General features: G+C 67.2%; 20 protein-coding genes and 2 tRNA genes. 8 read left to right on the top strand and 14 right to left on the bottom strand.

Annotated features, from left to right (window positions below):
* Positions 1-80 precede the first annotated feature (80 nt).
* The 3 genes from L540_RS14835 to L540_RS14845 are packed head-to-tail and all read right to left on the bottom strand — an operon-like array spanning position 81 to position 2,156.
* Positions 81-851 (bottom strand): UDP-2,3-diacylglucosamine diphosphatase, encoded by a 771-nt coding sequence (locus L540_RS14835; RefSeq protein WP_043214327.1) that lies wholly within the window; start codon positions 849-851, stop codon positions 81-83.
* Positions 844-1,485 carry a peptidylprolyl isomerase gene (locus L540_RS14840; protein WP_180961734.1) on the bottom strand — a complete coding sequence of 214 codons (642 nt, stop codon included), beginning with the start codon at positions 1,483-1,485 and terminating at the stop codon, positions 844-846. The genes L540_RS14835 and L540_RS14840 overlap by 8 nt, the downstream gene beginning before the upstream one ends.
* Positions 1,482-2,156 carry a tetratricopeptide repeat protein gene (locus tag L540_RS14845; protein ID WP_043214330.1) on the bottom strand — a complete coding sequence of 225 codons (675 nt, stop codon included), beginning with the start codon at positions 2,154-2,156 and terminating at the stop codon, positions 1,482-1,484. Before L540_RS14845 ends, L540_RS14840 begins: the two co-directional genes overlap by 4 nt.
* A gap of 200 nt (positions 2,157-2,356) precedes the next feature.
* On the opposite strand from L540_RS14845, the gene cysS reads away from it, so the two are divergent.
* From cysS to L540_RS14875, 6 genes are all read left to right on the top strand, one after another.
* Entirely contained in the window at positions 2,357-3,814 is a 1,458-nt protein-coding gene (gene cysS / locus L540_RS14850; RefSeq protein ID WP_043214332.1) for a cysteine--tRNA ligase, read from the top strand.
* Between the two features lie 10 nt (positions 3,815-3,824).
* The gene (locus L540_RS14855) at positions 3,825-4,469 is read left to right on the top strand and encodes a DNA-3-methyladenine glycosylase family protein (protein WP_043214334.1); all 645 of its coding nucleotides are present in this window, start codon (positions 3,825-3,827) and stop codon (positions 4,467-4,469) included.
* Between the two features lie 33 nt (positions 4,470-4,502).
* The gene (locus L540_RS14860) at positions 4,503-5,468 is read left to right on the top strand and encodes an acetyl-CoA carboxylase carboxyltransferase subunit alpha (RefSeq protein WP_043214336.1); all 966 of its coding nucleotides are present in this window, start codon (positions 4,503-4,505) and stop codon (positions 5,466-5,468) included.
* 81 nt (positions 5,469-5,549) lie between these two features.
* Positions 5,550-6,533 carry a tRNA lysidine(34) synthetase TilS gene (gene tilS / locus L540_RS14865; RefSeq protein ID WP_372432912.1) on the top strand — a complete coding sequence of 328 codons (984 nt, stop codon included), beginning with the start codon at positions 5,550-5,552 and terminating at the stop codon, positions 6,531-6,533.
* A 97-nt stretch (positions 6,534-6,630) separates the two neighbouring features.
* Positions 6,631-7,890 (top strand): aspartate kinase, encoded by a 1,260-nt coding sequence (locus L540_RS14870; RefSeq protein ID WP_043214341.1) that lies wholly within the window; start codon positions 6,631-6,633, stop codon positions 7,888-7,890.
* Between the two features lie 94 nt (positions 7,891-7,984).
* A tRNA-Ser gene (locus L540_RS14875) sits at positions 7,985-8,077 on the top strand.
* A 49-nt stretch (positions 8,078-8,126) separates the two neighbouring features.
* Here the strand turns inward: L540_RS14875 and L540_RS21585 are convergent.
* Together L540_RS21585 and L540_RS14880 are read right to left on the bottom strand one after the other, a co-directional pair.
* Positions 8,127-8,846 carry a C39 family peptidase gene (locus L540_RS21585; protein ID WP_231584819.1) on the bottom strand — a complete coding sequence of 240 codons (720 nt, stop codon included), beginning with the start codon at positions 8,844-8,846 and terminating at the stop codon, positions 8,127-8,129.
* Between the two features lie 499 nt (positions 8,847-9,345).
* Positions 9,346-9,816 (bottom strand): nuclear transport factor 2 family protein, encoded by a 471-nt coding sequence (locus L540_RS14880; RefSeq protein ID WP_043214342.1) that lies wholly within the window; start codon positions 9,814-9,816, stop codon positions 9,346-9,348.
* A 124-nt stretch (positions 9,817-9,940) separates the two neighbouring features.
* Here L540_RS14880 and L540_RS14885 point away from each other — a divergent pair, with 124 nt between their 5' ends.
* Positions 9,941-11,323: an MFS transporter gene (locus L540_RS14885; RefSeq protein ID WP_043214344.1), complete on the top strand. Its 1,383-nt coding sequence runs from the start codon at positions 9,941-9,943 to the stop codon at positions 11,321-11,323.
* A 21-nt stretch (positions 11,324-11,344) separates the two neighbouring features.
* Here the strand turns inward: L540_RS14885 and L540_RS14890 are convergent, their stop codons facing one another.
* Genes L540_RS14890 through L540_RS14900 form a run of 3 tightly spaced genes read right to left on the bottom strand, consistent with a single transcriptional unit; the run spans position 11,345 to position 16,474 of the window.
* Positions 11,345-13,435 carry a TonB-dependent receptor gene (locus L540_RS14890; RefSeq protein WP_043214346.1) on the bottom strand — a complete coding sequence of 697 codons (2,091 nt, stop codon included), beginning with the start codon at positions 13,433-13,435 and terminating at the stop codon, positions 11,345-11,347.
* Complete coding sequence (locus L540_RS14895) at positions 13,432-14,097, bottom strand: TetR/AcrR family transcriptional regulator (protein ID WP_043214347.1); 666 nt, start codon at positions 14,095-14,097, stop codon at positions 13,432-13,434. Before L540_RS14895 ends, L540_RS14890 begins: the two co-directional genes overlap by 4 nt.
* A 16-nt stretch (positions 14,098-14,113) precedes the next feature.
* Positions 14,114-16,474, bottom strand: coding sequence for a membrane-bound PQQ-dependent dehydrogenase, glucose/quinate/shikimate family (locus L540_RS14900; RefSeq protein WP_043214348.1), 2,361 nt, complete (start codon positions 16,472-16,474; stop codon positions 14,114-14,116).
* Positions 16,475-16,668: 194 nt separating this feature from the next.
* Between L540_RS14900 and L540_RS14905 the strand changes: the two genes are divergently transcribed.
* Positions 16,669-16,745, top strand: a tRNA-Arg gene (locus tag L540_RS14905).
* 52 nt (positions 16,746-16,797) lie between these two features.
* Here L540_RS14905 and L540_RS14910 read toward each other — a convergent pair.
* The 6 genes from L540_RS14910 to L540_RS14935 all read right to left on the bottom strand — a co-directional run bounded on the left by L540_RS14910 (position 16,798) and on the right by L540_RS14935 (position 23,925).
* Positions 16,798-18,390: an MFS transporter gene (locus L540_RS14910; protein WP_043214350.1), complete on the bottom strand. Its 1,593-nt coding sequence runs from the start codon at positions 18,388-18,390 to the stop codon at positions 16,798-16,800.
* A gap of 1 nt (position 18,391) precedes the next feature.
* Positions 18,392-20,305 carry an amidohydrolase gene (locus tag L540_RS14915; protein WP_043214352.1) on the bottom strand — a complete coding sequence of 638 codons (1,914 nt, stop codon included), beginning with the start codon at positions 20,303-20,305 and terminating at the stop codon, positions 18,392-18,394.
* 176 nt (positions 20,306-20,481) lie between these two features.
* Positions 20,482-21,315, bottom strand: coding sequence for a metal ABC transporter permease (locus tag L540_RS14920; RefSeq protein ID WP_043214354.1), 834 nt, complete (start codon positions 21,313-21,315; stop codon positions 20,482-20,484).
* Positions 21,312-22,160 (bottom strand): metal ABC transporter permease, encoded by an 849-nt coding sequence (locus L540_RS14925; protein ID WP_043214356.1) that lies wholly within the window; start codon positions 22,158-22,160, stop codon positions 21,312-21,314. Before L540_RS14925 ends, L540_RS14920 begins: the two co-directional genes overlap by 4 nt.
* The gene (locus tag L540_RS14930; RefSeq protein WP_043214357.1) at positions 22,157-23,017 is read right to left on the bottom strand and encodes a manganese/iron ABC transporter ATP-binding protein; all 861 of its coding nucleotides are present in this window, start codon (positions 23,015-23,017) and stop codon (positions 22,157-22,159) included. Before L540_RS14930 ends, L540_RS14925 begins: the two co-directional genes overlap by 4 nt.
* The gene (locus L540_RS14935) at positions 23,017-23,925 is read right to left on the bottom strand and encodes a metal ABC transporter substrate-binding protein (RefSeq protein ID WP_043214360.1); all 909 of its coding nucleotides are present in this window, start codon (positions 23,923-23,925) and stop codon (positions 23,017-23,019) included. The genes L540_RS14930 and L540_RS14935 overlap by 1 nt, the downstream gene beginning before the upstream one ends.
* Between the last annotated feature and the right edge of the window lie 61 nt (positions 23,926-23,986).

A 23,986-nucleotide genomic window follows, 5' to 3' on the forward strand; every position in this document is an offset into this window, starting at 1 on the left:
GGCCGGCGGGCGCGGTCCCGCCATAAAACAAACCCCCGACAGCCTGACCGGGCTTCGGGGGTTTTTCGCTGGAGGCGGCCTTACTGCGCCGCGTCCAGGTCGTAGAACTGCAGGCCGTCGCGGTCGATGACCAGCCAGCCGCCGCGCGCGGCGCCATGGTCGCAATCCCAGTCGGGCAGGACCCAGCGTTCGCGCTTGCCGCCGTCGACGACCAGCACATGGCGGTCGGGACGGTGCGTGTGGCCGTGGACGATGGTGGCCACGCCGCTATCGCGGAAAGCCGCCTCGACGGCTTGCGCGTTGACGTCCATGATCTCCATCGTCTTGTTCTGGTTGGCCGCCATGCTTTCGCCGCGCGCCTGCTGGGCCATCTGCAGCCGCTCGGGGATGCTCTTGGCCAGGAACTGGGCCTGCCAGCGCGGATCGCGCACCATGGCGCGGAACTGCTGGTAGGCCGCGTCGTCCGTACAGTACTCATCGCCGTGGGTGATGAGCAGCGTGCCGAAGTCGCTCTCGACCAGGGCGGGCTCGGGCAGCAGCCTGGCGCCCAGCGCGTCGGCCAGCTCCTGGCCCATCAGGAAGTCGCGGTTGCCGCGTCCCAGGTAGACCGGGATGCGGGCCGCCGTGGCCTTGATGGCCTGCAGCGCCTGGGCGAGCCAGGGCGGCGCGGCGCGGATGACATCGTCGCCGATCCAGGCGTCGAAGATGTCGCCGGGCAGCAAAAGCGCATCGGCCTCCTCGGCGGCGGCCTGGAGAAAACCCATGAAGGCTTCGGCGGTCGCCGGCGTGGCCGGCCCCAGGTGCACATCGGAGGCCAGCCAGAGCGAGCCCGGCAGTACGAGCTTATTCAAGGACTTCGGCCTTCTCGATGATCACGTCCTCCTTGGGGACGTTCTGGTGAAAGCCGTTGTTGCCGGTCTTCACGCCCTTGATCTTGTCGACCACCTCGGTGCCTTCGGTGACCTTGCCGAACACGGCATAGCCCCAGCCCTGCGGCGTCGGCGCGGTGAAGTTCAGGAAGTCATTGTTGGCGACGTTGATGAAGAACTGGGCGGTGGCCGAGTGCGGATCGCTGGTGCGGGCCATGGCGAGCGTGTACTTGTCGTTCTTCAGGCCGTTGTTGGCCTCGTTTTCGATCGGGGCGCGGGTGGGCTTTTGCTTCAGGCCCGGTTCGAAGCCGCCGCCCTGGATCATGAAGCCGTCGATGACGCGGTGGAAGACGGTGCCGTTATAGAAGCCGTCCTTCACGTAGGCGAGGAAGTTCTCGACCGTCTTGGGGGCCTTTTCGGCATCCAGGGTGATGACCAGGTCGCCTTGATTGGTGTGCAGCTTGACGCGAGGATTGCTCATGGATGTAGTGCCTTCTGAAAGAGAGGGGGAGGGGGAGGCCGGCTGCGCGCCGGCGCTCAGGGGCAGCAGGGCCGCCAGCAGGAAAGCGCCGGCCCACCGGCCCAGCGGCTTGATGCGGGAAACAAAAGCGGTCATGAGTGCGATTTGTCCTTCAGTAGTTTTTCCAGCTCCTGGGCTTTTTCCTTCATGCCAGGAACGCCGCGCGCGGCTTCTTGCCGATAGGTGCGCAATGCGATCATGAGCTGGACATCGCCCAGGTTGGCGCGGGCGGCCGCGTAATTCGGATCGGCCCGCAATGCCATGTTAAGCGCATCCTGGGCCTGGTCCAGCTCTCCGCGGGCGGCATACAGCGCGCCCAGATTGTTCCAGGGTTCGGGCAGCTCGGGAAAGCGCGTGGTCATCTCGTCGTAGATGGCCTCGGCCTCCTGGCCGCGGTTCAGCGCGGCCAGGGCGCGCGCATGCTGGAACATCAGCTGGACGTCGGTGCCGGGGATCTTGCGCGAAGCTTCGATGCGCGCCTCGATCATCTTCAGCGCTTCTTCGTTGCGGCCGGCGTTGAGCAGGCGCTCGATATGGTCGGTGATCTGCGAGGGCGTGGGGTCCAGGCGGGTGTCGACGCCCGGCTTGGCGGCCTCCAGCAGCCGGGCCAGGCCGTCCCAGCCGCCTTCGGGCGGCGGCTCGTCCAGCTTGGTCATGTTGGGATCGCGGCCTTCGGACGAGCCTCCGTACATGGATTGGGCATGGGCGGCCGCGCCGCATAAGGCCAGCGCCAGCACAAGAGAGCAGGTAAGCGGCTTGTAGGTCATGGGTATCCGTCGGTGGAGGGCCTGTCCGAAAGCGCGGCGGCAGACCGCTTGCTATACTTTACGATCGCCATTTTAGCCCCGGTTGCGGCAATGGCCTTCAGGCATGCCCGCCCCGGGCGGCATGCGGGTATGTCCGCCCTCGATGTCGGGGCCGGGCCGGCAACCCTCCAACGACGCCCAGATAGCCAAACACGAGCGCCATGCTGCACATCTACAACACATTGTCGCGTACCAAAGAAGCCTTCAAGCCGGTCCATGCCGGCGAGGTGCGCATGTACGTGTGTGGCATGACCGTCTATGACTACTGCCACCTGGGCCACGCCCGGATGCTGGTGTCCTTCGACGTGGTGCAGCGCTGGCTGCGCGCCAGCGGCTATGCCGTCGATTATGTGCGCAATATTACCGATATCGATGACAAGATCATCCGCCGCGCCGTGGAGACCGGCCGCCGCATGCACGAGGTCACCGATTACTTTATCGACGCCATGCACGCCGACGAAGGCGCCCTGGGCGTGGCGCGGCCCGACCAGGAGCCGCGCGCCACGCAATACGTGGGCGAGATGCTGGACATCATCGGCCGCCTGGAGCAGAAGGGCCTGGCCTACCAGGCCGACGACGGCGACGTGAATTATTCCGTGCGCGGCTTTCCGGGCTACGGCAAGCTGTCGGGCAAGACGCTGGACGACCTGCGGGCCGGCGAGCGCGTGGCCGTGGATTCCTCCAAGCGCGATCCCCTGGATTTCGTGCTCTGGAAGGCCGCCAAGCCCGAGGAGCCGCCGGAAACCAAATGGGAGTCTCCCTATGGCTTCGGCCGTCCGGGCTGGCATATCGAGTGCTCGGCCATGAGCAAGAGCCTGCTGGGCCTGCCGCTGGACATTCATGGCGGCGGTCCGGACCTGAAATTCCCGCACCACGAAAACGAAATCGCCCAGACCGAGGGCGCCTTCGGCGGCACCTTGGCCAATATCTGGATGCATTGCGGGCCCTTGATGGTCGATGCCGACAAGATGTCCAAATCGCTGGGCAACTTCCGCACCATCCGGCAGACCATCGCGCAGGGCGAAGCGCCTGACAGCCAGGCGGAATACACCGTCAATCCGCGCGAGGCGGAGATGCTGCGCTTTTTCATTGTGCGCAACCATTACCGCAGCCCGCAGAACTACACGCCCGACAATCTGGTCGACGCCCAGAATGCCCTGGACCGCCTCTACCAGGCCTTGCAGAACGTGGCGCCCGACGGCGCCGGCATCGACTGGGACGAAACCCAGGCGCAGGCCTTCAAGGCCGCGATGGACGATGATTTCAATAGCTCCGGCGCGGTGGCCGCGCTGTTCGAGCTGGCGGGCCAGGCCAATCGCCAGCGCGATGGCCGCGCCGCCGGCCAACTCAAGGCGCTGGGGGCGCTGCTGGGCCTGCTGCAGCAGGATCCGGTGGCCTATTTCCAGTCGCCCACCCGGTACTCTTCCGCCGCCATGCAGCAGGGCGGGGCGGGCGAGCAGCTGGATGCCGCCGCGATCGAGGCCTTGATCGCCGAGCGCGCCCAGGCCAAGCAGGCGCGCGATTTCGCCCGCGCCGACGCCATCCGCGCCGAACTGCGCGCAGCCGGCATTGAACTGGACGACAAGCCTGGCGGCGTGACCCAGTGGCGGCGCGCCTGAGATCCCGCCCATGCCCAGTTCCGATCTCGAATCCATCAAGCCCGATTATTGGGAAGACGCCGTGGCGCACCTGATGCGCCGCGACCGCATTCTCAAGAAAATCATCCCCCAGCACAGCCATACTTGGCTGATGTCGCGCGGCACGCCATTCGTGACGCTGGCCCGCGCCATCGTCGGGCAGCAGATCTCGACCAAGGCCGCCGACGGCCTCTGGACGCGGCTGCTCGACGTGGCCGGCAAGCGGCCCACCCCGGCCACGGTGCTGCGCGCCGGCGTGGCTGGGCTGCGCGCCGCCGGCCTGTCCCAGCGCAAGGCCGAATATGTGCAGGATCTGGCCGATCATTTCGGCCAGCGCAAAGTTCACCCCGAGCGTTGGGCGACGATGGACGACGAAGCCGTCATTTCGGAGCTGGTTGCCATCCGCGGCATCGGGCGCTGGACGGCGGAGATGTTTTTGATTTTCAATCTCCAGCGCCCGGATGTGCTGCCGCTGGATGATCTTGGGTTGCTCAAGGCAATCTCGTTACACTATTTCAGCGGCGAGCCCGTTTCGCGCTTCGAGGCCCGAGAGGTCTCTTTGGCGTGGCAGCCCTGGCGTACCGTGGCGACCTGGTATTTGTGGCGCAGCCTGGAACCGACCCCGGTCCAGTACTGAGCCCGCCAGCGCCCATCAACGGAACCACACTTCATGCGCAATACATTTCTGGAATTTGAACAACCGCTAGCCGAACTTGAGAACAAGATCGAGCAGCTGCGCTATGTGCAGGCCGATTCCGCCGTGGACATCTCCGATGAAATCGGCCGTCTGCAGCAGAAGAGTCAGACGCTGGCCAAGGACATCTATGCCAAGCTGACGCCTTGGCAGACGGCGCTGGTGGCCCGCCACCCGCAGCGCCCCTATACCTTGGATTATGTGCGCGAGATCTTCACGGATTTCCATGAATTGCACGGCGATCGCATGTATGCCGACGACCAGTCCATCGTCGGCGGGCTGGCCCGCTTCAACGGCATGCCCTGCATGGTGATCGGCCACCAGAAGGGCCGCGACACCAAGGAGCGCGCCGCGCGCAACTTCGGCATGCCCCGGCCCGAAGGCTATCGCAAGGCCCTGCGCCTGATGCGCCTGGCCGAGAAATTCAAGCTGCCCATCTTCACCTTCGTGGACACGCCGGGCGCCTATCCGGGCATCGGCGCCGAAGAGCGCGGCCAGTCCGAAGCCATCGGCCACAATCTTTACGTCATGGCCGAACTCAAGGTGCCGGTCATCGTGACCATCATCGGCGAGGGCGGCTCGGGCGGAGCGCTGGCCATCGCCGTGGGCAATGCCGTGCTCATGCTGCAATACTCGACGTATTCGGTGATTTCGCCCGAAGGCTGCGCCTCCATCCTGTGGCGCAGCGCCGACAAGGCGCCCGAGGCCGCCGAGGCCCTGGCCATCACGGCGCCGCGCCTGAAGGACCTGGGCCTGATCGACCGCGTGGTCAACGAACCGGTGGGCGGCGCCCACCGCGATCCCCGCGTCATGGCGCGCCTGCTGCGCCGCGCCCTGGGCGATTCGCTGCGCCAGCTTCAGGGCCTGAGCCCCGAAGCGCTGGTCGCGCAGCGTCTGGAGCGCGTGCTGGCTTACGGCCGCTACCAGGAAGTCCGCGGATAAGTCCGCCGGGGCGACGCCATGTCCCGCCGCCCTCTCCCCGACACTTACGCCCAGGCCCTGGGGCCGGTTCCGGTGGCGCGCGTGCGCGCGGCGCTGGCCGGACTGCCCCAGGATGAGACCGTCGCCGTCGCCCTGAGCGCGGGCGCCGACTCGGCCATGCTCGCGCTGGCCGCGGCGTTGGCCGACCCTGGGCGGCCCTTGCTGGCCTTCCATGTCCATCACGGCCTGCAGGCCCAGGCCGATGATTGGGCGCGGCGCGCCACGCAATTGGGCGATCTGCTCGGGATCGCCGTGCATGTGGCCCATGTGGACGTGCCGGCGGACGGCAGCGGCATCGAGGCGGCCGCGCGGGCAGCCCGCTATGCCGCCCTGGCCGAGCTGGCCCGCCGCCATGGGGCGGGCCGCGTCCTGCTGGCCCATCACCGCGATGACCAGGCCGAGACCGTGCTGTTGCGCCTGTTGCGCGGCACCGGCGTGGACGGCATGGCCGCCATGCGGGCGCGGAGCCTGCGCGACGGGCTGGTCTATCTGCGGCCCTGGCTGGATCTGGCCCGCCAGGACATCCGCGAGGCGGCCCGGGCCTTCGCCGGCCTGACCGGCTGGCAGGCGGTCGAGGATCCCAGCAACGCCGACCCCCGCTATACCCGGGCGGCCGTGCGCACCGCGCTTGCGCCGCTGCTGGATGCGCGCTGGCCGGGCTGGCAGGCCATCGTGGCCCGCCATGCGCGCCAGATGGGCGAGGCCGTGGAAATTCTGCAAGAGGTGGCGCGCGAGGACTTTGCGCGCCTGCAGCCGGATGGCGATGGGCGGGGTTTCGGGCTGGCGCCCTGGCGCGCCTTGTCGCCGCCGCGCCAGGCCCAGGTGCTGCGCTACTGGCTGTCGGCGGCCGGCCTGCGCATGCCGACCGAGGCGCGCCTGGCCGACTTGATGCGGCAGCTGCGCCAGCTGCATGCCCTGGGCCATGACCGCCAGCTGCGCGTGGTCCATGAGGGCCATGTCATCCGCTGCCATCGGGGCAGGGTGTGGCTGGAAGCCTTGCCGCCGCCTGCCGCGACGCGGCCCTGATATCGGGCCGCGCGCGGGCGCTGTCTGCGCAAAATTTCACCATGCGCTAAAATCATGGACTTTGCCCGCCCTGGCGGGCCCCAAGCCAGAGTACGAGATGTCCCTGATCGTTCACAAGTATGGCGGTACGTCGATGGGCTCCATCGAGCGCATCAAGAATGTGGCGCGCCGCGTCGCGAAGTGGCACGCCGCCGGCCACCAGGTCGTGGTGGTGCCCTCGGCCATGTCGGGCGAGACCAATCGCCTGCTGGGCCTTGCCCGCGAAATCACGCCGCAACCCAACGGGCGCGAACTCGACATGATCGCCGCCACCGGCGAACAGGCCTCCAGCGGCCTGCTGGCCATCGCGCTGCAGGCCGAGGGCGTGGCCGCGCGCAGCTATGCCGGCTGGCAGGTTCCCATTGTGACCGACTCGGCCTACACCAAGGCCCGCATCAATTCGATCGACGACGCTCGCATCCGCGCCGACCTGGACGCCGGCCGCGTGGTCATCGTCACCGGTTTCCAGGGCGTGGACCCGGAAGGCAACATCACGACGCTGGGCCGTGGCGGCTCGGACACCTCGGCCGTGGCCGTGGCGGCCGCGATCAAGGCCGACGAGTGCCTGATCTATACCGATGTGGACGGGGTCTACACCACCGATCCGCGCGTGGTTCCCGAGGCGCGCCGCATGCCCGTGGTCTCTTTCGAGGAAATGCTCGAAATGGCCTCGCTGGGCTCCAAGGTGCTGCAGATCCGTTCGGTCGAGTTCGCCGGCAAATACCGTGTGCCGACCCGGGTGCTGTCCTCCCTGACCGACCCGCTCATTCCGCTCGAAGAAGAAATGGTTTCGGGCACGCTGATTACTTTTGAGGAAGACGAAAAAATGGAAGCCGCCGTTGTCTCCGGCATCGCCTTCAGCCGCGACGAAGCCAAGATCACCCTGCTGGCCGTGCCCGACAAACCCGGTATCGCCTACTCGATCCTGGGTCCGGTCGCCGCCGCCAACATCGACGTCGACATGATTGTGCAGAACCAATCGGTCGCCGGCACCACCGATTTCTCCTTCACCGTGAACCGCAACGAATACCTGCGCACGGTCGAACTGCTCAAGCGCGACATCATCCCCGCCGTCGGCGCGCGCGAGCTCGTCACCGACGAGAAGGTCGCCAAGGTCTCCATCGTCGGCATCGGCATGCGCTCGCATGTCGGCGTGGCCAGCCTGATGTTCCAGACGCTTTCGCAAGAAGGCATCAACATCCAGATGATCAGCACCAGCGAGATCAAGACCTCGGTCATCATCGACGACAAATACATGGAGCTGGCCGTCCGCGCCCTGCACAAGGCCTTCGGCCTGGACCAGGCGCCCGCGGCTTGAGGCCGGGCGGACGCCGAGGCGTCCGCTTTTTGCGTATTTTTCCCGGCCAGCCGGCAAAAACCGCAAAAAATTCGTGTAGAATCTCGGATTCTTCGGAGACGTGCCCGAGAGGCTGAAGGGGCTCCCCTGCTAAGGGAGTATGTGGCTAAAAACTGCATCGTGGGTTCGAATCCCACCGTCTCCGCCAAGATACAAAAGGCCCGCGATGCAAATCGCGGGCCTTTTCCTTTTTAGGCTTATCGCCCAAACCAAGGTGTTTTGACTCGGTTTGCTGGATGGACTACCGATCTTGTCTGTCGGACAGGCCTGCGGGTGAAATAATCCGTTTCGATTTCTATGCTGTCGGTGCCGGGGGAAATGGCAAGGAATTTTCCGACCAATTCGGCATCGGGCTTGTCGCCGCGAGTAGTCCACATCGATAGGAACTGTTGCCGGCTGTAGGTGCGGTTTCCATAGGCAGGGTCAGCCAGCCATACCGTTTCATCGCTGATGCCGCGTAGCACCGAGAAGTGATTCTCATCACGCTGCCTGATATAGACAATTACTGGTTTCCGCAGCTTTTTCAGTTGATGCCAGGTCGTGGCGAAACCTTGCGCCCTAAATCCGAATTGCGGCAGGACTCGTGCCATGTCGGCAAAGCTTGCACGACCATCGCCTTTGTTCATGGCCCGCAGTAAAACTGCCTCAGTCAAGTTTTGGCCGTAGTAGGCGTTAAGCAGCGTGGCGAGAGCTGCGGACCCGCAGGAATAGTCTAGATCCTGCTTGACGATCCGTTGATCCCGCAACGCCTTCCAGCTGACAATCCGGATCATGCCATTGACGGAGTGCGTGACTAATATCGCTCGTTCTTCAGACGAGATTGATGGGATACGTGGAACTGCCGTTGACGGCAGACATGCCAGGGCAAGGAGTAGCGCCAGGGCCTTGTGCAGTTTGTGGGCGTGCTGCTTATTCACCAAAAACTAACCAACTCATCCATATGGCATAGCTTAGAAAAAATGCCAGCCAAGGGTTTTGAATGATGCGCCAGCCGCGCAGCTCTCTGTAAGGATTGATTTCCCCGCTTTCCGCAACTCGGTCGAGTATCACGATGCTTAGTATCATGAACTGGGGAAGAAGACGAACCCTGTCCCAGTACACAAGTATCAATAGCATTGACGCGATCACTATTCGTGCCTGCCAGATCGGCGGTAGGCGCATCATTATGTATCACCAGCCGTAGTGCTTACCTATACCACTCACGATGCCACCGGTTGTCAGGACATTTGCTCCCCATATTGACATTCACGCAAGCGTCGCAGCAGGTTGTCACTCGCCTCTGCGCGGCATGCATGCGCGCAAGGTAGTCATCCGGGGGCGGGCCGGCCGTGCCGGGCGAACACAATCGGCCCGAATCACGGCGGTTTGATAATGAGGGGTTGCAATGGCAGGCGCTTGATGGCGCCGCCAGCCGCGCTACAGCCCGAGTTCGGTCAGGCCGGGGTGATCGTCGGGCCGCCGGCCCAGCGGCCAGTGGAACAGGCGCTCGTCCTCGCGCAAGGGCAGGTCGTTGATGCTGGCATGGCGCTGGCGCATGAGGCCCTGGTCGTCGAACTCCCAGTTCTCGTTGCCATAGGAGCGGAACCAGTGGCCGGAGTCGTCGCGCCATTCATAGGCAAAGCGCACGGCGATGCGGTTGCGGTCGTGCGCCCACAGTTCCTTGATGAGGCGATAGTCCAGTTCGCGGGCCCATTTGCGCGTGAGAAAGGCGATGACTTCCTGGCGCCCGTCGATGAACTCGGCGCGATTGCGCCAATGCGTGTCCGGCGTATAGGCCAGGCTGACTTTGGCCGGGTCGCGGCCATTCCAGGCGTCTTCGGCGGCGCGCACTTTGAGCATGGCGCTTTCGCGGCTGAAGGGAGGCAAAGGCGGTCGGGATTCCTGCATGGCGTTCTCCTTGGCGGTGGCCGCCGACAGCCGCCTGTAAGCACGAATTTCGCGGCGGGCGGATGTTGGAAGTATAGTGACGCTCAACTCATATATAAGACCTGGGTCATCCCTTTTTGCCGCCATGCTGCTGACGTTCTCACGCAATGAAGTCTATCCGGCCGGCGCCGGTGTTCCGGAATCCGAACGCTTGAGCTCCATGGCGGCCGTCATGCTGGCGGTCTGCATGGCCAGCCTGGACACCGCGATCGCCAATACCGCCCTGCCCACGATCGCGCGCGAGATCAACGCCACGGAGTCGGCCTCGATCTGGGTGATCAGCGCCTACCAGCTCGCCATGGTGGCGGCCCTGCTGCCCGCCGCGGCCATGGGCGATGTGTTCGGCCATCGGCGCGTCTATCTCTCCGGCCTGATCGTTTTCATCCTGTCTTCGCTGGCCTGCGGGCTGGCGCCTTCGCTGCCGGTGCTGGTGGGCGCGCGCATCTTGCAGGGCCTGGGCGCGGCCGGCGTGATGGGCGTGAACGGCGCGCTGGTGCGCTTTATCTACCCTTCGCATGCGCTGGGACGCGGCCTGGGGATCAATGCGCTGGTGGTGGGGTTGTCGTTTGCCGCCGGCCCCACGCTGGCTTCGCTGATCCTGGTCTATGGATCCTGGCACTGGCTGTTCCTGGTCAACGTGCCGGTTGGCCTCGCGGCGCTGGTGCTGGCCTTGCGCGGCCTGCCGGCCACGGCCCCTTCGGGTCATCGCTTCGAATGGCGCGCCGGCCTGCTGTGCGCGGGGTTTCTGTCTTTCCTGGTGCTGGGCCTGAGCGAGGCGGCGCACTACGCGCCCGGGCTGCGCGTGGCCGCCGAATTGGCCGTGGCGCTCGTCTGTCTGCTGCTGCTGCTCTACCGTCAGGCCGGCCATCCGGCGCCGATTCTGGCGGTGGACCTGCTGCGCCGCCCGGTCTTCGCCTTGTCGGCCGCCACGGCGGTCTGCGCCTTCGCGACTCAGGCCCTGGCCTTCGTGTCCCTGCCTTTCATGCTGCAGCAGGTGCTGGGCTATTCCCAGGTCGCGACCGGCTTTCTGATCACGCCCTGGCCGGTGCTGGCGGCGCTGGCGGCGCTGATCGCGGGCCGGATGTCGGATCGCTATCCCGCCGGCATGCTGGGCGGCGTGGGCCTGGCCGTGCTGGCCCTGGGCATGCTCGGCCTGGCCATGATGCCGGACCAGCCTTCGGTGTGGGATATCGGCTGGCGCATGGCGGTATGCGGCGCCGGCTTCGGGTTTTTCCAGTCGCCCAATCTGCGCGCCATCATCAGCGCCGCGCCGCCGGGACGCGCGGGCGGCGCCAGCGGCATGGTGGGCACGGTGCGCCTGTTGGGCCAGTCCTCGGGCGCCGCGCTGGTGGCGGCCTGTCTGCACATGGCGGGCATGGGCGGCACCGGCTGGGCCCTGTGGCTGGGGGCGCTCTGCGCCGCGCTGGCGAGCGCCGCCAGCTTTGCGCGCCTGCGCTTTGCCGATTGAGGCCGGCGCGGCCCGGGCCGGCTAGAAGCGGTAGGCCAGCGTCAGGCCGGCGCTCCAGTTGCGCCCGGGCGCGGGCTCGAAATAGCGGCCATTGCCTTCGTTGACGATGACCGAGCCGGCGTAGCGGCGGTCGAAGACATTGTCCACGCGGGCATAGGCGTTCCAGGTCCAGGGCCCGTTTTTCCAGATATAGCCGCCCGACAGCGCCGCCACGACATAGCTGGGCGCCGCGTCGCTGTTGGCGTCGTCGACATAGAGCTTGTCGAGGTAGCGGGCCTCGATGCCGGCCTGCCAGCCTTCGGGCGGCGCCCAGGCCAGGGCCGCGTACAGCGCCTGGCGCGCCACGCCGGGGATGTTGTTGCCGGCCGAGATGCCGCTGCCGGCCACGTCGTCGCGGTAGCGCGCATTGATGAAGGTGTAGGCCAGGCGCGTGCGCCAATGCGAGCCGAACTCGTTTTCCCAGGCTAGTTCGGCGCCGTCGCGGCGCGTGCGTCCGGCGTTGCGATAGCTGCTGCGTCCGTCGATGCTGCCGGCCGAGACGATCTCGTTGTCGGTGCTGGTGTGGAAGACGGCTGCCGTGGCCAGGCCGCCGGCCAGGCGATGCTTGATGCCGGCCTCCAGATTGCTGCTGACCGAGGGCTGCAGGCCGAAGTTCAGGCCGGGGCGCGCGTCGGGACGATAGGAGATCTCGTTCATGGTGGGCGTCTCGAATCCCTTGCCATACGAGATATAGACATTGCTGTCTTCATCGATCGCGTAGCGCAGCGCCGCCACCGGCAGGGCGCGGCGATAGCGCGCCCTGCCGCTGTCATCGCCATTGCCGGGCGCGATGTAGTGGTCGCGCGAATCGAAATCCACCGTGCTGTAGCGCAGGCCCGCATCCAGCGTCCAGCGGGGCAGGAATTCCCAGGATGCCTGGAGGTAGGGATCGATGTTGTAGACCTCGTTGGTCTCGTCGCGGCGCAGCGCGCCCTTGACGCCCAGGATGGCGCCGCCGTCCACGAAGTTCTGGTAGCCCTTGCGGCGCTCGCGCAGGCTGTCATAGGCCACGCCGCCGACCAGGGTGAGGGGACGGCCGGCCAGGCGCGTGCGCGAGGTCCAGCGCGCGTCCACGCCGCCGTAGTCGCGTTGCAGGCCGATGACGCCGCCGGGCTGGGTCGGCGGACGCTGCACGGCCACCGGAATGCTCTGGTATTGCCAGGTTTCGCGCTGGCCGTAATAGACCATGAGGCGCAGGTCGTTGTCGGCGTCGATCTTGCGCTCATAGATCAGGCCGCCCTGGGTCTGCCGCACGGTCTTGCGGGTGTTGAAGCGTTCGGCCGCGGGCGAGGCGCCGGCCGGGTCGCTGTCGAACTCCTGGCGCGTCAGGCCCATGGGATCCAGGGCCTTGAGATCGACGCTGTTCAGGACCAGGGTCAGGCGGCTGGCATCGTCCAGCTGCAGGCCCAGCTTGGCATTGGCCAGGTTCTTGCGCGCGCCGCTATGGTCGCGATAGCCGTCGGTGGTGAAGCGGCTGAGGTTGACCACATAGTCCAGCTCGCCGATGCCGGCGCCGGCCGCGCCGCTGGCCTGGGCGCCATAGCGGAAGGTGCCGTAGCTGCCGGCGGCCATGCTGGCCTGCAGGCGCGGCGGGCGGGCGCCGTCTTCGGTGAAGACCTGCACCACGCCGCCCGAGGAGTTGCCGTAGAGCGCCGAATAGGGGCCGCGCAGCACTTCCACCCGGTCGGCCGACCCGATGTCGATGTTGGAGGTCTGGCCCTGGCCGTCGGGCATGGTGGCCGGGATGCCGTCCACATAAAGCCGCAAGCCGCGCACCCCGAAGGTCGAGCGCGCCCCGAAGCCGCGGATCGACAGCTGCAGATCTTGCGCATAGTTCTGGCGGTTCTGGATCTGCAGGCCGGGCACGCCGCCGAGGTTTTCCGACAGATTGATCTGCAGCGCATGGGCGCGCAGGGCCTTGCCGTCGATCACGTCCACCGAGGCGGGCGTATCCAGCACCGAGGTTCCGTTGCGGGTGCCGGTCACGACGATGGGGGCCAGGGTGGGTGTCTGCGCCAGGGCGGGCAGGGGCAGCAGCAGGACGAGCGGACAGAGAAAACGGGATGGGGTCACTGAGCGTCGGGGGAAAGCCAGCGCTTGGCGCTGCGCACCAGCGCATCGATGGCCGCTTCGACATCCGCGTTGTCGGGATGCGCGCCCAGCATGACGGTGCGGGTGAAAAAATCGTAGACCAGGGCGCCATGCAATTGAGCGGCGACTTCGTCCACGCGCGTGCCGGCGTCGATGCCGCCCAGCGCGATCTGGGCCCGCAGCAGGCGGGCGAAGGCCGCGCGCGAGGCCGCCGGGCCATGGGCGAACCAGGCCCGGCCGACTTCGGGCAGGCGCGCCGAGGTGGCCACCACCATGCGATAGAAGGCCACCTGGCGCGGTTGCAGCATGGCGGCGACCAGGGTGCGGGCCAGGCGGCGCAGCGCGCCTTCCAGTCCGCCGGTCTCGACGTCCAGGCTCAACAGGGGAGCCAGGAAACCATCGCAGAGATATTCCACCACATGGCGGAAAAAACCCTGCTTATTGCCGTAGTAGCGGTAGATATTGGTCTTGGAGCCGCCCGCCAGCGCCACGATCTCATCCAGCGTGACGTTGTCATAGCCGCGCGCCAGGAAGAGATCGGCGGCCACGCGCAGCAATTGCTCGCCGCGGTCGCGCCCGCGCCGGGTGACCCGGCCGCGCGGCGAGGCAGCAGGCATGGCGGCGGTCGGGTCGGGGGCGGTCATGGTCTTGCGGGCGGGCTCAGGGTTTGCCGGGCAGGGCGTAGGCGATCACGTAGTCGCCCCGGTCGGGCGATTGGCGCGAACCGCCGACCGACAGTACCACATACTGCCGCCCGCTCTTGGGCGAGACAAAGCTCATCGGCGTGGCCTGCGCGCCCACCGGCAGGCGGGCTTTCCAGAGCTCCTGGCCCGAGGCGGTGTCCATGGCGCGCAGATAGTAATCCTGCGTGCCGGCGTAGAACACCAGACCCGACGCCGTGGCCAGCGGGCCGCCCAGCGTGGGCATGCCGATGGGAATCTGCAGGCCGGTCTTCATGCCCAGCGGGCCGGTGTCCTGCAGCGTGCTCATGGGAACCTGCCATACCAACTGGCGCGTCTTCAGGTCAATGGCCGACAGCGTGCCATAGGGCGGCGCATGGCAGGGCACGCCCAGCGGCGACATGAAGCCGTTCTTGGACACGCCATAAGGCGTGCCGGTCTGCGGGGCGAAGCCGTCGTGCACGCCGGCCGCGCCCTCCTTGTCGGCGTCGGCGCGCGGGATGAGCTGTATCCATTGCGGCATGCGGATGTCATTGACGATGAGATAGGCGCGCGACTCATCGACCGCCGCGCCGCCCCAGTTCATGCCGCCGTAATAGCCCGGGTATTGCAGGCTGCGCTGGGTCGTGGGCGGCGTGAACTCGCCTTCATAGCGCATCTTCTTGAACTCGATGCGGCACCAGAGCTGATCGAAGAAGGTGGCGCCCCACATGCGGGCCTCGGTAAAGGGCTCGGTGCCGATGGCCGGCATGCCGACCGAATAGGGCTGGGTGGGCGAGGTCCAATCGCCTTGCTGTCCGCCTTGCGGCACCGGCAGTTCCTTCACCTCGGCCAGCGGCTTGCCGGTGGCGCGGTCCAACAGGAAGATCTGGCCGCGCTTGGTCAGCTGGATGAGCGCATGCTGCGCGCCGCCCTTGCCATCGGGGATATCGTAGAGCGCGGGCGGCGAGGCGACGTCATAGTCCCAGAGATCGTGATGCGTGGTCTGGAAGGTCCAGCGTTCCCGGCCGGTGGCGATGTCCAGCGCCACCACGGCCGAGGCATGCTTTTCGGCGGCGTCGCTGCGATGGGCGCCCCAGAAGTCCGGCGGCGAGTTGCCGGTAGGCAGATAGATCAGGCCCAGCTTGTCGTCGAAAGCCGGCGTCGACCATACATTGGGCGTGCCGCGCGTGTAGGTCTTGCCCTCGGGCGGCACCCCCGTGATGGACGGATCGCCCATGTCCCAGGCCCAGGCCAGTTCGCCGGTGTCGGCATTGAAGGCGCGCACCGCGCCGGAGGGTTCGTCGACGGCGCGGTTGTCGAACACCCAGCCGCCGATCACGATCATGTTGCGCACGACCGTGGGGGCGGAGGTCTGGAAGTAATAGCCGGGCTTGACCTCGCCCATGCCTTGCTTGAGATCCACGGTGCCGTGCTGGCCGAAGTCTTCGCAGGGTTTGCCGGTATCGGCGTCCAGCGCGATCAGGCGCGCATCGATGGTGCTCAGGATGATGCGCTTGCGGCAGGCCGCCGCTGACGCCTCGCCAGCCGCCGGGGCGGCGGCGGTTTCGTAATAACCGACGCCGCGGCAGCGTTGCCATACCGGCGAGGAAGCCTCGGGATCGAAATGCCAGCGCTCCTTGCCGGTGTCCGCTTCCAGCGCGAAGACCTTGTTGCGCGGCGTGCAGACATAGAGGGTGTCGCCGATCTGTATGGGGGTGTTCTGGTTCTCGGCGCCCTTGTCGGCGATATCGCCGGTGCGGAAGGTCCAGGCCACTTGCAGCTGGTCGACGTTCTTGGGGTCGATCTGGGTCAGCGGCGCGTAGCGCGTGCCCGCGGGCGTGCGCCCATAGTGTTGCCAATCGGCCGCCGGCTGCGGCGCGGCGGCGACTTGGGGCTGGGCGCCCGCCTCATTGCGGATCACGCCTTGCGGGCGGAACATGCCTACGCCGAAACCGATGAGCGCCAGCACGGCCACGCCGGCCAGGGGATAGGCATTGCGGCGCACGCGGCTGCGCATGCCGCCCTCATGCAGGGCCGGCCAGATCAGCAGCGTGACCAGCGCCAGGACGATGGGGCCGACCAGGCGCGGCACCAGCTGCCAGAAATCGCTGCCGACTTCCCATAAGGCCCAGGCCACCGTTCCCACGAATACGAGGGCATAGAGCCAGGCGCCCAGGCTGCGGCGGCGCATGAGCAGGATGCCGGCCGCCAGCATGCCCAGACCGGCGATCAGGTAGTACCAGGAGCCGCTGAGGCTGACCAATCGGGCGCCGCCCACGGTCAGCGCCAGGCCGATCAGGGCCAGCACGATGCCAAAGAGCGCCACGTACCAAGGGGGACGATAAGGGGAGGGGACCATGGGTGTCTGCCTTTGTGTTCTCACCCGCGCGGCGGGCGCGGGGGGCCGGGCGGAGGCGCCTGGCCATGTTTGGGGGGAGTCCTAGAAAATGATACCTGTGGGTATCATTTGCGGCAACGTCCGGGCGGGCGTGCGCGTGGCGGGGGTGTGGATTTGTGCTTGCCGGCGGCGCATGCTATAAACACGCCTCTTTAGCGCCCGTAGCTCAGTTGGATAGAGTACTTGGCTACGAACCAAGGGGTCGTGGGTTCGAATCCTGCCGGGCGCGCCAGATTGTCGGAAAAGCCCGCAAGCCATGCTTGCGGGCTTTTTTCATCCGGGCGTCAAAGCGCAAGAAAGTGTTGCGCCACCGGCTTGCCGGGGCCCATGTGAAAGCGCGCCGCCTCGTTTTGCAGATCCGCGTCGGCGTGCGAGACGCGGCGATGCTGGCGCAGATGCTCGGCCCAGGATTCCACCAGAAACCATTCCATCACCCGCTCGGGGTCGCTGGTGTGTTCGGTCACGCCCCAGGCGTAGGCGCCGTCGCGCATGCGTTCGAGCGACAGGCGCTTGATCGCGGCCAGGAAGGCGGGCCGGTCCTCCTTGCGGATGCGGTATTCGATCTGCACCATGACCGGGCCGCGGTCGTGCGCGACCGGCTCCGTCAGGAGCGGCTCGGGCCAGTGGTTGGAGGGCTGCAGGTCCGCCTCGCCCGCCGGCAGCCGGGCGCGGTGAAACAGCAGGGCCACGATCACCAGGCCGGCCGCGCTCGACGCCAGCGCGCCCGGCACGCCGATTCCGCGGGCGACCGCGCCCCAGCCCAGGCTGCCGGCGGCCATGGCGCCGTTGAACACCATGAGGTAGACGGCCAAGCCGCGGCCGCGCACCCAGTTGGGCAGGATGGCTTGCGCCACGCTATTGAAGGTGGTCAGGGCCATGATCCAGCCCATGCCCAGCAGCAGCAACAGGGCCACGGCCAGCCACTGGGGCGGACCGAGCACCAGCGCGCCCATGACGGCGGCGCTGGCCAGCGAGGCCAGCAACACCAGGCCATCGGCGTCCAGCCAGCGGCGCAACCGGGGCATGACCAGGGCGCCCGCGATGGCGCCCGCGCCCACGGCGCCCAGCAGCACGCCATAGAAACTCGCCGTGCCGCCCAGCATCTGGCGTGCCACCAGCGGCAGCAGGGCCCAGACGGCGCTGGCGAACAAGAAGAAGGCCGCCGCGCGCAGCAGCACGCGGTGCAGCTCCTTGCTGGCGCGCGTGTAGCGCAGGCCGGCGCGGAAAGCGCCCAGGAAGTTTTCCGATAGCGCCGTGTCCGTGGCCGCCGGCCGCTTCCACCACAGCAGCGCCGCGATGACAAAGACATAGCTCAGCACGTCCATGCCGTAGGTGACCGCCGCGCCGAAGCTGGCCAGGATCAGGCCCCCGGCGGCCGGGCCGATGGCGCGCGCGATATTGATGCCCAGCGAATTCAGGGCCACCGCCCCCTTGAGGTCTTTTTGCGGCACCAGTTCGGGCACGATGGCCTGCCAGGTCGGGCCCATGAGCGCCGCGCCGATCCCGCCCACGAAGGTCAGCGCGATCAGGTACTCCACCGTCAGGGCGCCGGTATACGACAGCAGCAGGAGCGTGCCGCTGACGCCGGCCAGCACCAATTGCACGAAAATCAGGAAACGGCGGCGGTCCAGAATGTCCGACAGCACACCCGCCGGAATGGCCAGCAGAAAGACCGGCAAGGTCGCCGCGGTCTGGATCAGGGCCACCGCGGTCGGGTTGGCCGACAGATCGGTGATCAGCCAGGAGCTGGCCACATCGCGCATGAAACTGCCGATATTCCCCAGCACCGCGGCGGCCCACAATACCGCGAAGACCGATTGCCTGAGCGGCGCGAAAGCCCCCGGGGCCGGCGTGTTCGGTTGGGTGTTCTCAGCCATGTCACACCGCCCAGCAGGCGCAGCCCAGCGCGCCCCAGAAACTCTTCAGATCGGCCACCGGCAGTTTGCTGCTCCAGGCGGTGGCATGGCGATGGCCGTGCACATTGCACTGATTGGCGCAGCCGCAGGCCGCGGCGGCGTGGCGCATGACCTTCTGCAGGGGCGTGCCATCGGCCGGGGCGGCCGTGTCGGCCCAGCCGGCATAGCCGCCGAAGGTGCGCGCCGGCGACCAATCGGGCATGGCGGGGGGCGGGGCGCTTTCATCCAGCGAGGCGAAGGGGCCGGCGCCATAGACCACCTTGCCGCCGACCATGGTGAGCAGGGCCGTGGTGTCGGCGATCTCCGCTTCGGGGCAGGCGAAGAAATCGCGGTCGGGGACGATGAGGTCGGCCAGCTGCCCGGCCTCGATGCACCCCTTCTTGCCGACTTCGTTGGAGAACCAGGTGACCTTCTCCGTCCACATGCGCAGCGCCGTCTCGCGGTCCAGGCAATGGCGCTGGGGGTAAAGCTGGGTGCCGCCCACGGTCCGGCCGGTGATCAGCCAGGACAGCGAGACCCAGGGGTTGTAGGACGCCACGCGAGTGGCGTCCGTGCCGGCCGAGACATTCACGCCCAGTTCGAGCATGCGCTTGACCGGCGGGGTGGCCGCCGCGGCCGCCGCGCCATACCGTTCGATGAAGTATTCGCCCTGGTAGGCCATGCGGTGTTGCACGGCGATGCCGCCGCCCAGCGCCGCGATACGGCCGATCGATTTTTCGGAGATGGTCTCGCAATGGTCGAAGAACCAGTTCAGGCCGGCAAGCGGGATGTCGCGGTCGACCTTCTCGAACACGTCCAGCGCCCGATCTATCGTTTCGTCATAGGTGGCGTGCAGGCGCCAGGGCCAGCGGTTCTGCGCCAGCACCCGCAGCACTTCCTCCAGCTCGCCTTCCATCTCCGGGCCCATCTCGGGCCGGGGCTGGCGGAAGTCCTCGAAGTCGGCGGCCGAGAACACCAGCATTTCGCCCGCGCCGTTATGGCGGAAGTAGTCGTCGCCCTGCTTGTACTTGGAGGTCGAGGTCCAGTTCAGGAAGTCCTGCTTCTCCTGCTTGGGTTTCTGCGTGAACAGGTTGTAGGCCAGGCGCAGGGTGAGCTGGCCGGCATCGGCCAGTTGCTGAATCACCTGGTAATCCTCGGGGTAATTCTGCGAGCCGCCGCCGGCGTCGATGGCGCCGGTCACGCCGAGCCGATTGAGTTCGCGCATGAAGTGGCGCGTGGAATTGATCTGGTAGTCCAACGGCAGCCTGGGGCCCTTGGCCAGGGTGGCATAGAGGATGGAAGCGTTGGGCTTGGCCAGCAGCAGCCCGGTGGGATTGCCCGCGCTGTCGCGCACGATTTCGCCGCCCGGGGGCTGCGGCGTGTCCTTGGTATAGCCCGCGGCGCGCAAGGCCGCGCCGTTGAGCAGCGCGCGATCGTAGAGGTGCAGGATGAAGACCGGGGTGTCGGGCGCCACGGCGTTCAGTTCGGCCAGGGTCGGCAGGCGTTTTTCGGCGAATTGGTGTTCGGTGAATCCGCCCACCACGCGCACCCATTGCGGCGCGGGGGTGATCGCCACCTGGCGTTTGAGCATGTCCATGGCGTCGGCCAGGCGCTTGACCCCGTCCCAGCGCAATTCCATGTTGTAGTTCAGGCCGCCGCGGATGATGTGCAGGTGATTGTCGATCAGCCCCGGCAGCACGCTTTTGCCATGCAGGTCGATGACCCGGGTGGCGCCGCCGGCCAAGGGCAGCACGTCCTCGTCGCGGCCGACCCGCAGGAAGCGGCCCTCCTTGATCGCGACCGCGCCGGCCGTGGGGTTGGCGCGGTCCAGGGTGGTGAAGCGGCCATTGTGCAGGATGACATCGGGGGCAGGGCTGGGGACGGGGGCGCCGGTCATGTCGGTTTTCCTTTGAGCGCTGGGCAGGGATGCCGCCTTACCCGCTGATTGTGCGCCTGCCGTGCCCGTAAGGACAGCCCCCCCGGCGCTGCCCGGGCGCGGGCGGATCGCTGGCCGCCAGGCCGGTCAGCCGCGCGGAAGACCGATTTTCGTTATGGTTTTGCCGCCGAGGCTGTTCATGCCGCGGCCGGCCGCTTGATCCGCCGGCAGGCCAGCGCGGCGAGAAACAGCAGCGACAGGCAGACCACGATGGTGGGCGCGGGCGCGCTGTCGAGGAAAAAGCTCAGGTAGACGCCGGCCAGGCTGCCCCCGGCCGCGACGGCGACGGCGCAGACCAGCATGGCGCCGAAGCGGCGGGTCAGGAGCAGGGCGATGGCGCCGGGCGCGATCAGCAGCGCGATGATCAGGATGATGCCGACGGCCTTCATGCCGCCCACGATGGATAGCGACAGCAAGGCCAGCAGCCCGTAGTGCAGCAGGCCGGCCGCCAGGCCCAGGGCGCGCGCCTGGACGGGATCGAAGGCCTGCAGCAGGAGGTCGCGCCACTTCAGGACGATGACGCCCGTCACCAGCAAGGCGATGGCGCCGCTTTCCAGCAGATCGGGCCAGGCCGTGCCCAGCATGTCGCCAAAGAGGATGTGGTCCAGGTGCACATCGCTGCGTGCGCCGGCATGCAGCACCACCCCCAGGCCGAACATGCCGGAGAAGACGACGCCCATCACGGTTTCCTGCTTGAGCCGGCTGTGGGTCTGTAGATAGCCCGTGCCCGCGGCACAGAGCATGCCCGCGGCCAGGGCGCCCGCTTCGAGCGGCAGGCCGGCCATGTAGGCCAGCACCACGCCCGGGAAGACGGCATGGGAGACGGCGTCACCCATCAGCGCCCAGCCCTTGAGCACCAGGAAGCACGACAGCAGCGCCGTGGGGACGGCGACCAGGACGGCAATCATGAGCGCCTGGCGCATGAAGTCGAACGCAAGCGGCGCCGACAGCAGTTCGGACAGCGGGCTCATGGCGTTTTCCGGGCGCGGCGGCGCGCGGCCAGCAGCCCATGCTTGGGCGCGAAGACAAAGGCGGCCAGAAAGCACAGCGTCTGCAAGAGCACGATGATGCCGCCGGTGGCGCCGTCCAGAAAATAGCTGGCGTAGGCCCCGGCAAAGCTGCTGGCCGCGCCGATGGCCGTGCTCAGGGCCAGCAGGCGCGCGAAACGGTCGGTCAGCAGATAGGCCGTGGCGCCGGGCGTGACCACCATGGCCACCACCAGAAAGGCGCCCACCGTCTGCATGGCGGCCACCGTGCATGCCGCCAGCAGGGTGAAGAACAGCGCCTTGAGGGCTTGGGGATCGAGGCCGATCGACCAGGCATGGTTTTCATCGAAGAAGGCCACCATCAAGTCCTTCCATTTGCATAGCAGGACGGCCAGCGAGACCAGGCCGATGATGGCCAGCTGCAGCGTGTCTTGCGGCGTGATGGCCAGGATGTTGCCCATGATGATGGTCTGCAGATTGACCGCCGAGGGCGACAGCGAAGCCATGAACAGGCCCAGGCCGAAGAAGGCCGCGAACACCAGGCCGATGACCACGTCTTCCTTCAGCGGTGTGCGCTGCTTGAGCAAGAGCATCGCGCCCGAGGCCAGCAGGCCCGATAGAAAGGCCCCGCCGGAAAAAGGCAGCCCCAGCATGTAGGCGCCCGCCACGCCGGGCACGATGGCGTGCGACAGGGCATCGCCGATCAGCGACCAGCCCTTGAGCATCAGGTAGGCGGACAGAAAGGCGCAGACCATGCCCACCAGGGCGGAAACCCACATGGCCTTGAGCATGTAGTCATAGGCGAAGGGCGCGGCCAGTTGGGCGATCATGGCGTGGGACGGGGTTCGCGCGGGGTCGCGGTGTCGCCATAGAACACTAGCGGACGCTCGTCATCGGAGAAAATGCCCACGGCCTGGGCGCGCCGCTCGTCGCTGTCGCTGAGCACGAATTGCCTGAGCACGCCGCCGAAAGCCGCTTGCAGATTGGCCTGCGTGAAGACCTCGGTGACGGGGCCATGGGCCAGCACGGTCCGGTTCAAGAGCACGGCGCGGTCGCAGAACTCCGGCACGCTGCCCAGGTTGTGCGTGGAGACCAGCACGACGCGGCCCTCGTCGCGCAGGCGGCCCAGCAGGGCGATGATGGCATCCTCGGTGGCCACGTCCACGCCGGTGAAGGGCTCATCGAGCAGAAGCAGGCGCGCATCCTGGGCCAGCGCCCGGGCGAGGAAGACCCGTTTTTTCTGGCCGCCGGACAACTCGCCTATCTGGCGGGCGCGCAGCGCGGCCATGCCCACGCGCGCCAGCGCCGAGGCCACGGCCTGGCGATCCGCCGCGCGCGGCCGGCGCAGCGGACCCATATGCCCATAGCGTCCCATCATGACGACATCCTCGACCAGGACGGGGAAGTGCCAGTCCACGTCTTCGCTTTGCGGCACATAGGCCACCAGCTTGCGGCGCAGGGCCGCGCGCGCCGTCATTCCCAGGACCTGGACCTCGCCGCGCGCCAGCCGCTGCAAGCCCATGATGGCCTTGAACAAGGTGGACTTGCCGCTGCCGTTGACGCCCACCAGGGCGGCGATGCTGCCGGGCGGAATCTCGAAGCTGGCGTCGCGCAGCGCCGTATGGCCGTTGCGGTAGGTGACGGTGGCCTGCGCGACGCTCAGGCCGGCGGCTTCGGGCGCGCGCATCAGGGCTGCAATCCGCGTGCGATCGTGTCGGTCGTGACCCGCAGCAGATCCAGATAGGTGGGCACCGGGCCGTCGGATTCGCTGAGGGAATCCACATAAAGCACGCCGCCATAGCGCGCGCCGGTCTCGCGCGCGACCTGCATGGCCGGGGCGGGCGAAATCGTGCTCTCGCTGAAGACGGCCGGTATGCCGTGCTCGCGCACCAGGTCGATGACGCGCCGCACCTGTTGCGGCGTGCCCTGCTGGTCGGCATTGATGGGCCAGAGATAGAGCTCCTTGAGGCCGAAGTCGCGCGCCAGATAGCTGAAAGCGCCTTCGCTGGACACCAGCCAGCGGCGTTCGGGCGCGATGTCCCGCAGGCGCGCGCGGATGGGGTCCAGGGTTGCGCGGATGCGGGCCTTGTAGGCCTGCGCATTGGCGCGGTAGGTATCGGCATGGGCCGGGTCATGCTTGACCAGGGCGTCGCGGATATTGTCCACGTAGATCAGCGCGTTGTCGGGCGACATCCAGGCATGCGGATTGGGCTTGCCCAGATAAGGGCCGGCCTCGATGCCCATGGGGATGATGCCCTGCGTGACCACGGCCCCGGGGACATCTTTGAGGCGGCTGAAGAAGCGCTCGAACCAGCGCTCGAGATTCAGGCCGTTCCAGAGGATGAGCTGCGCATCCTGGGCGCGGGCCAGGTCGCCGGGCGTGGGCTGGTAATCGTGGATTTCGGCGCCGGGCCGGGTGATGGCGGTGACCTCGGCCGCGTCTCCGGCCACGTTGCGCGCCATGTCGGCGATGATGGTGAAGGTGGTGACGACCTTGAATTTGCCGGCCGCCTGGGCGGTCGCGCCCAGGCAGGCGCCCAGGGCGAGGGTGAGAGCGAGCAGGAAGCGGCGGGTGTTATCCGATGATGGCGACACGGAAGGGACTCCTCAGAAACAACGGTCTTGCCGCGCGGGGCGGGCGACAGGAGCAGGGAAG

The sequence above is a fragment of the Bordetella pseudohinzii genome, from assembly GCF_000657795.2.
GTDB classification, from domain to species: Bacteria; Pseudomonadota; Gammaproteobacteria; order Burkholderiales; family Burkholderiaceae_B; genus Bordetella; species Bordetella pseudohinzii.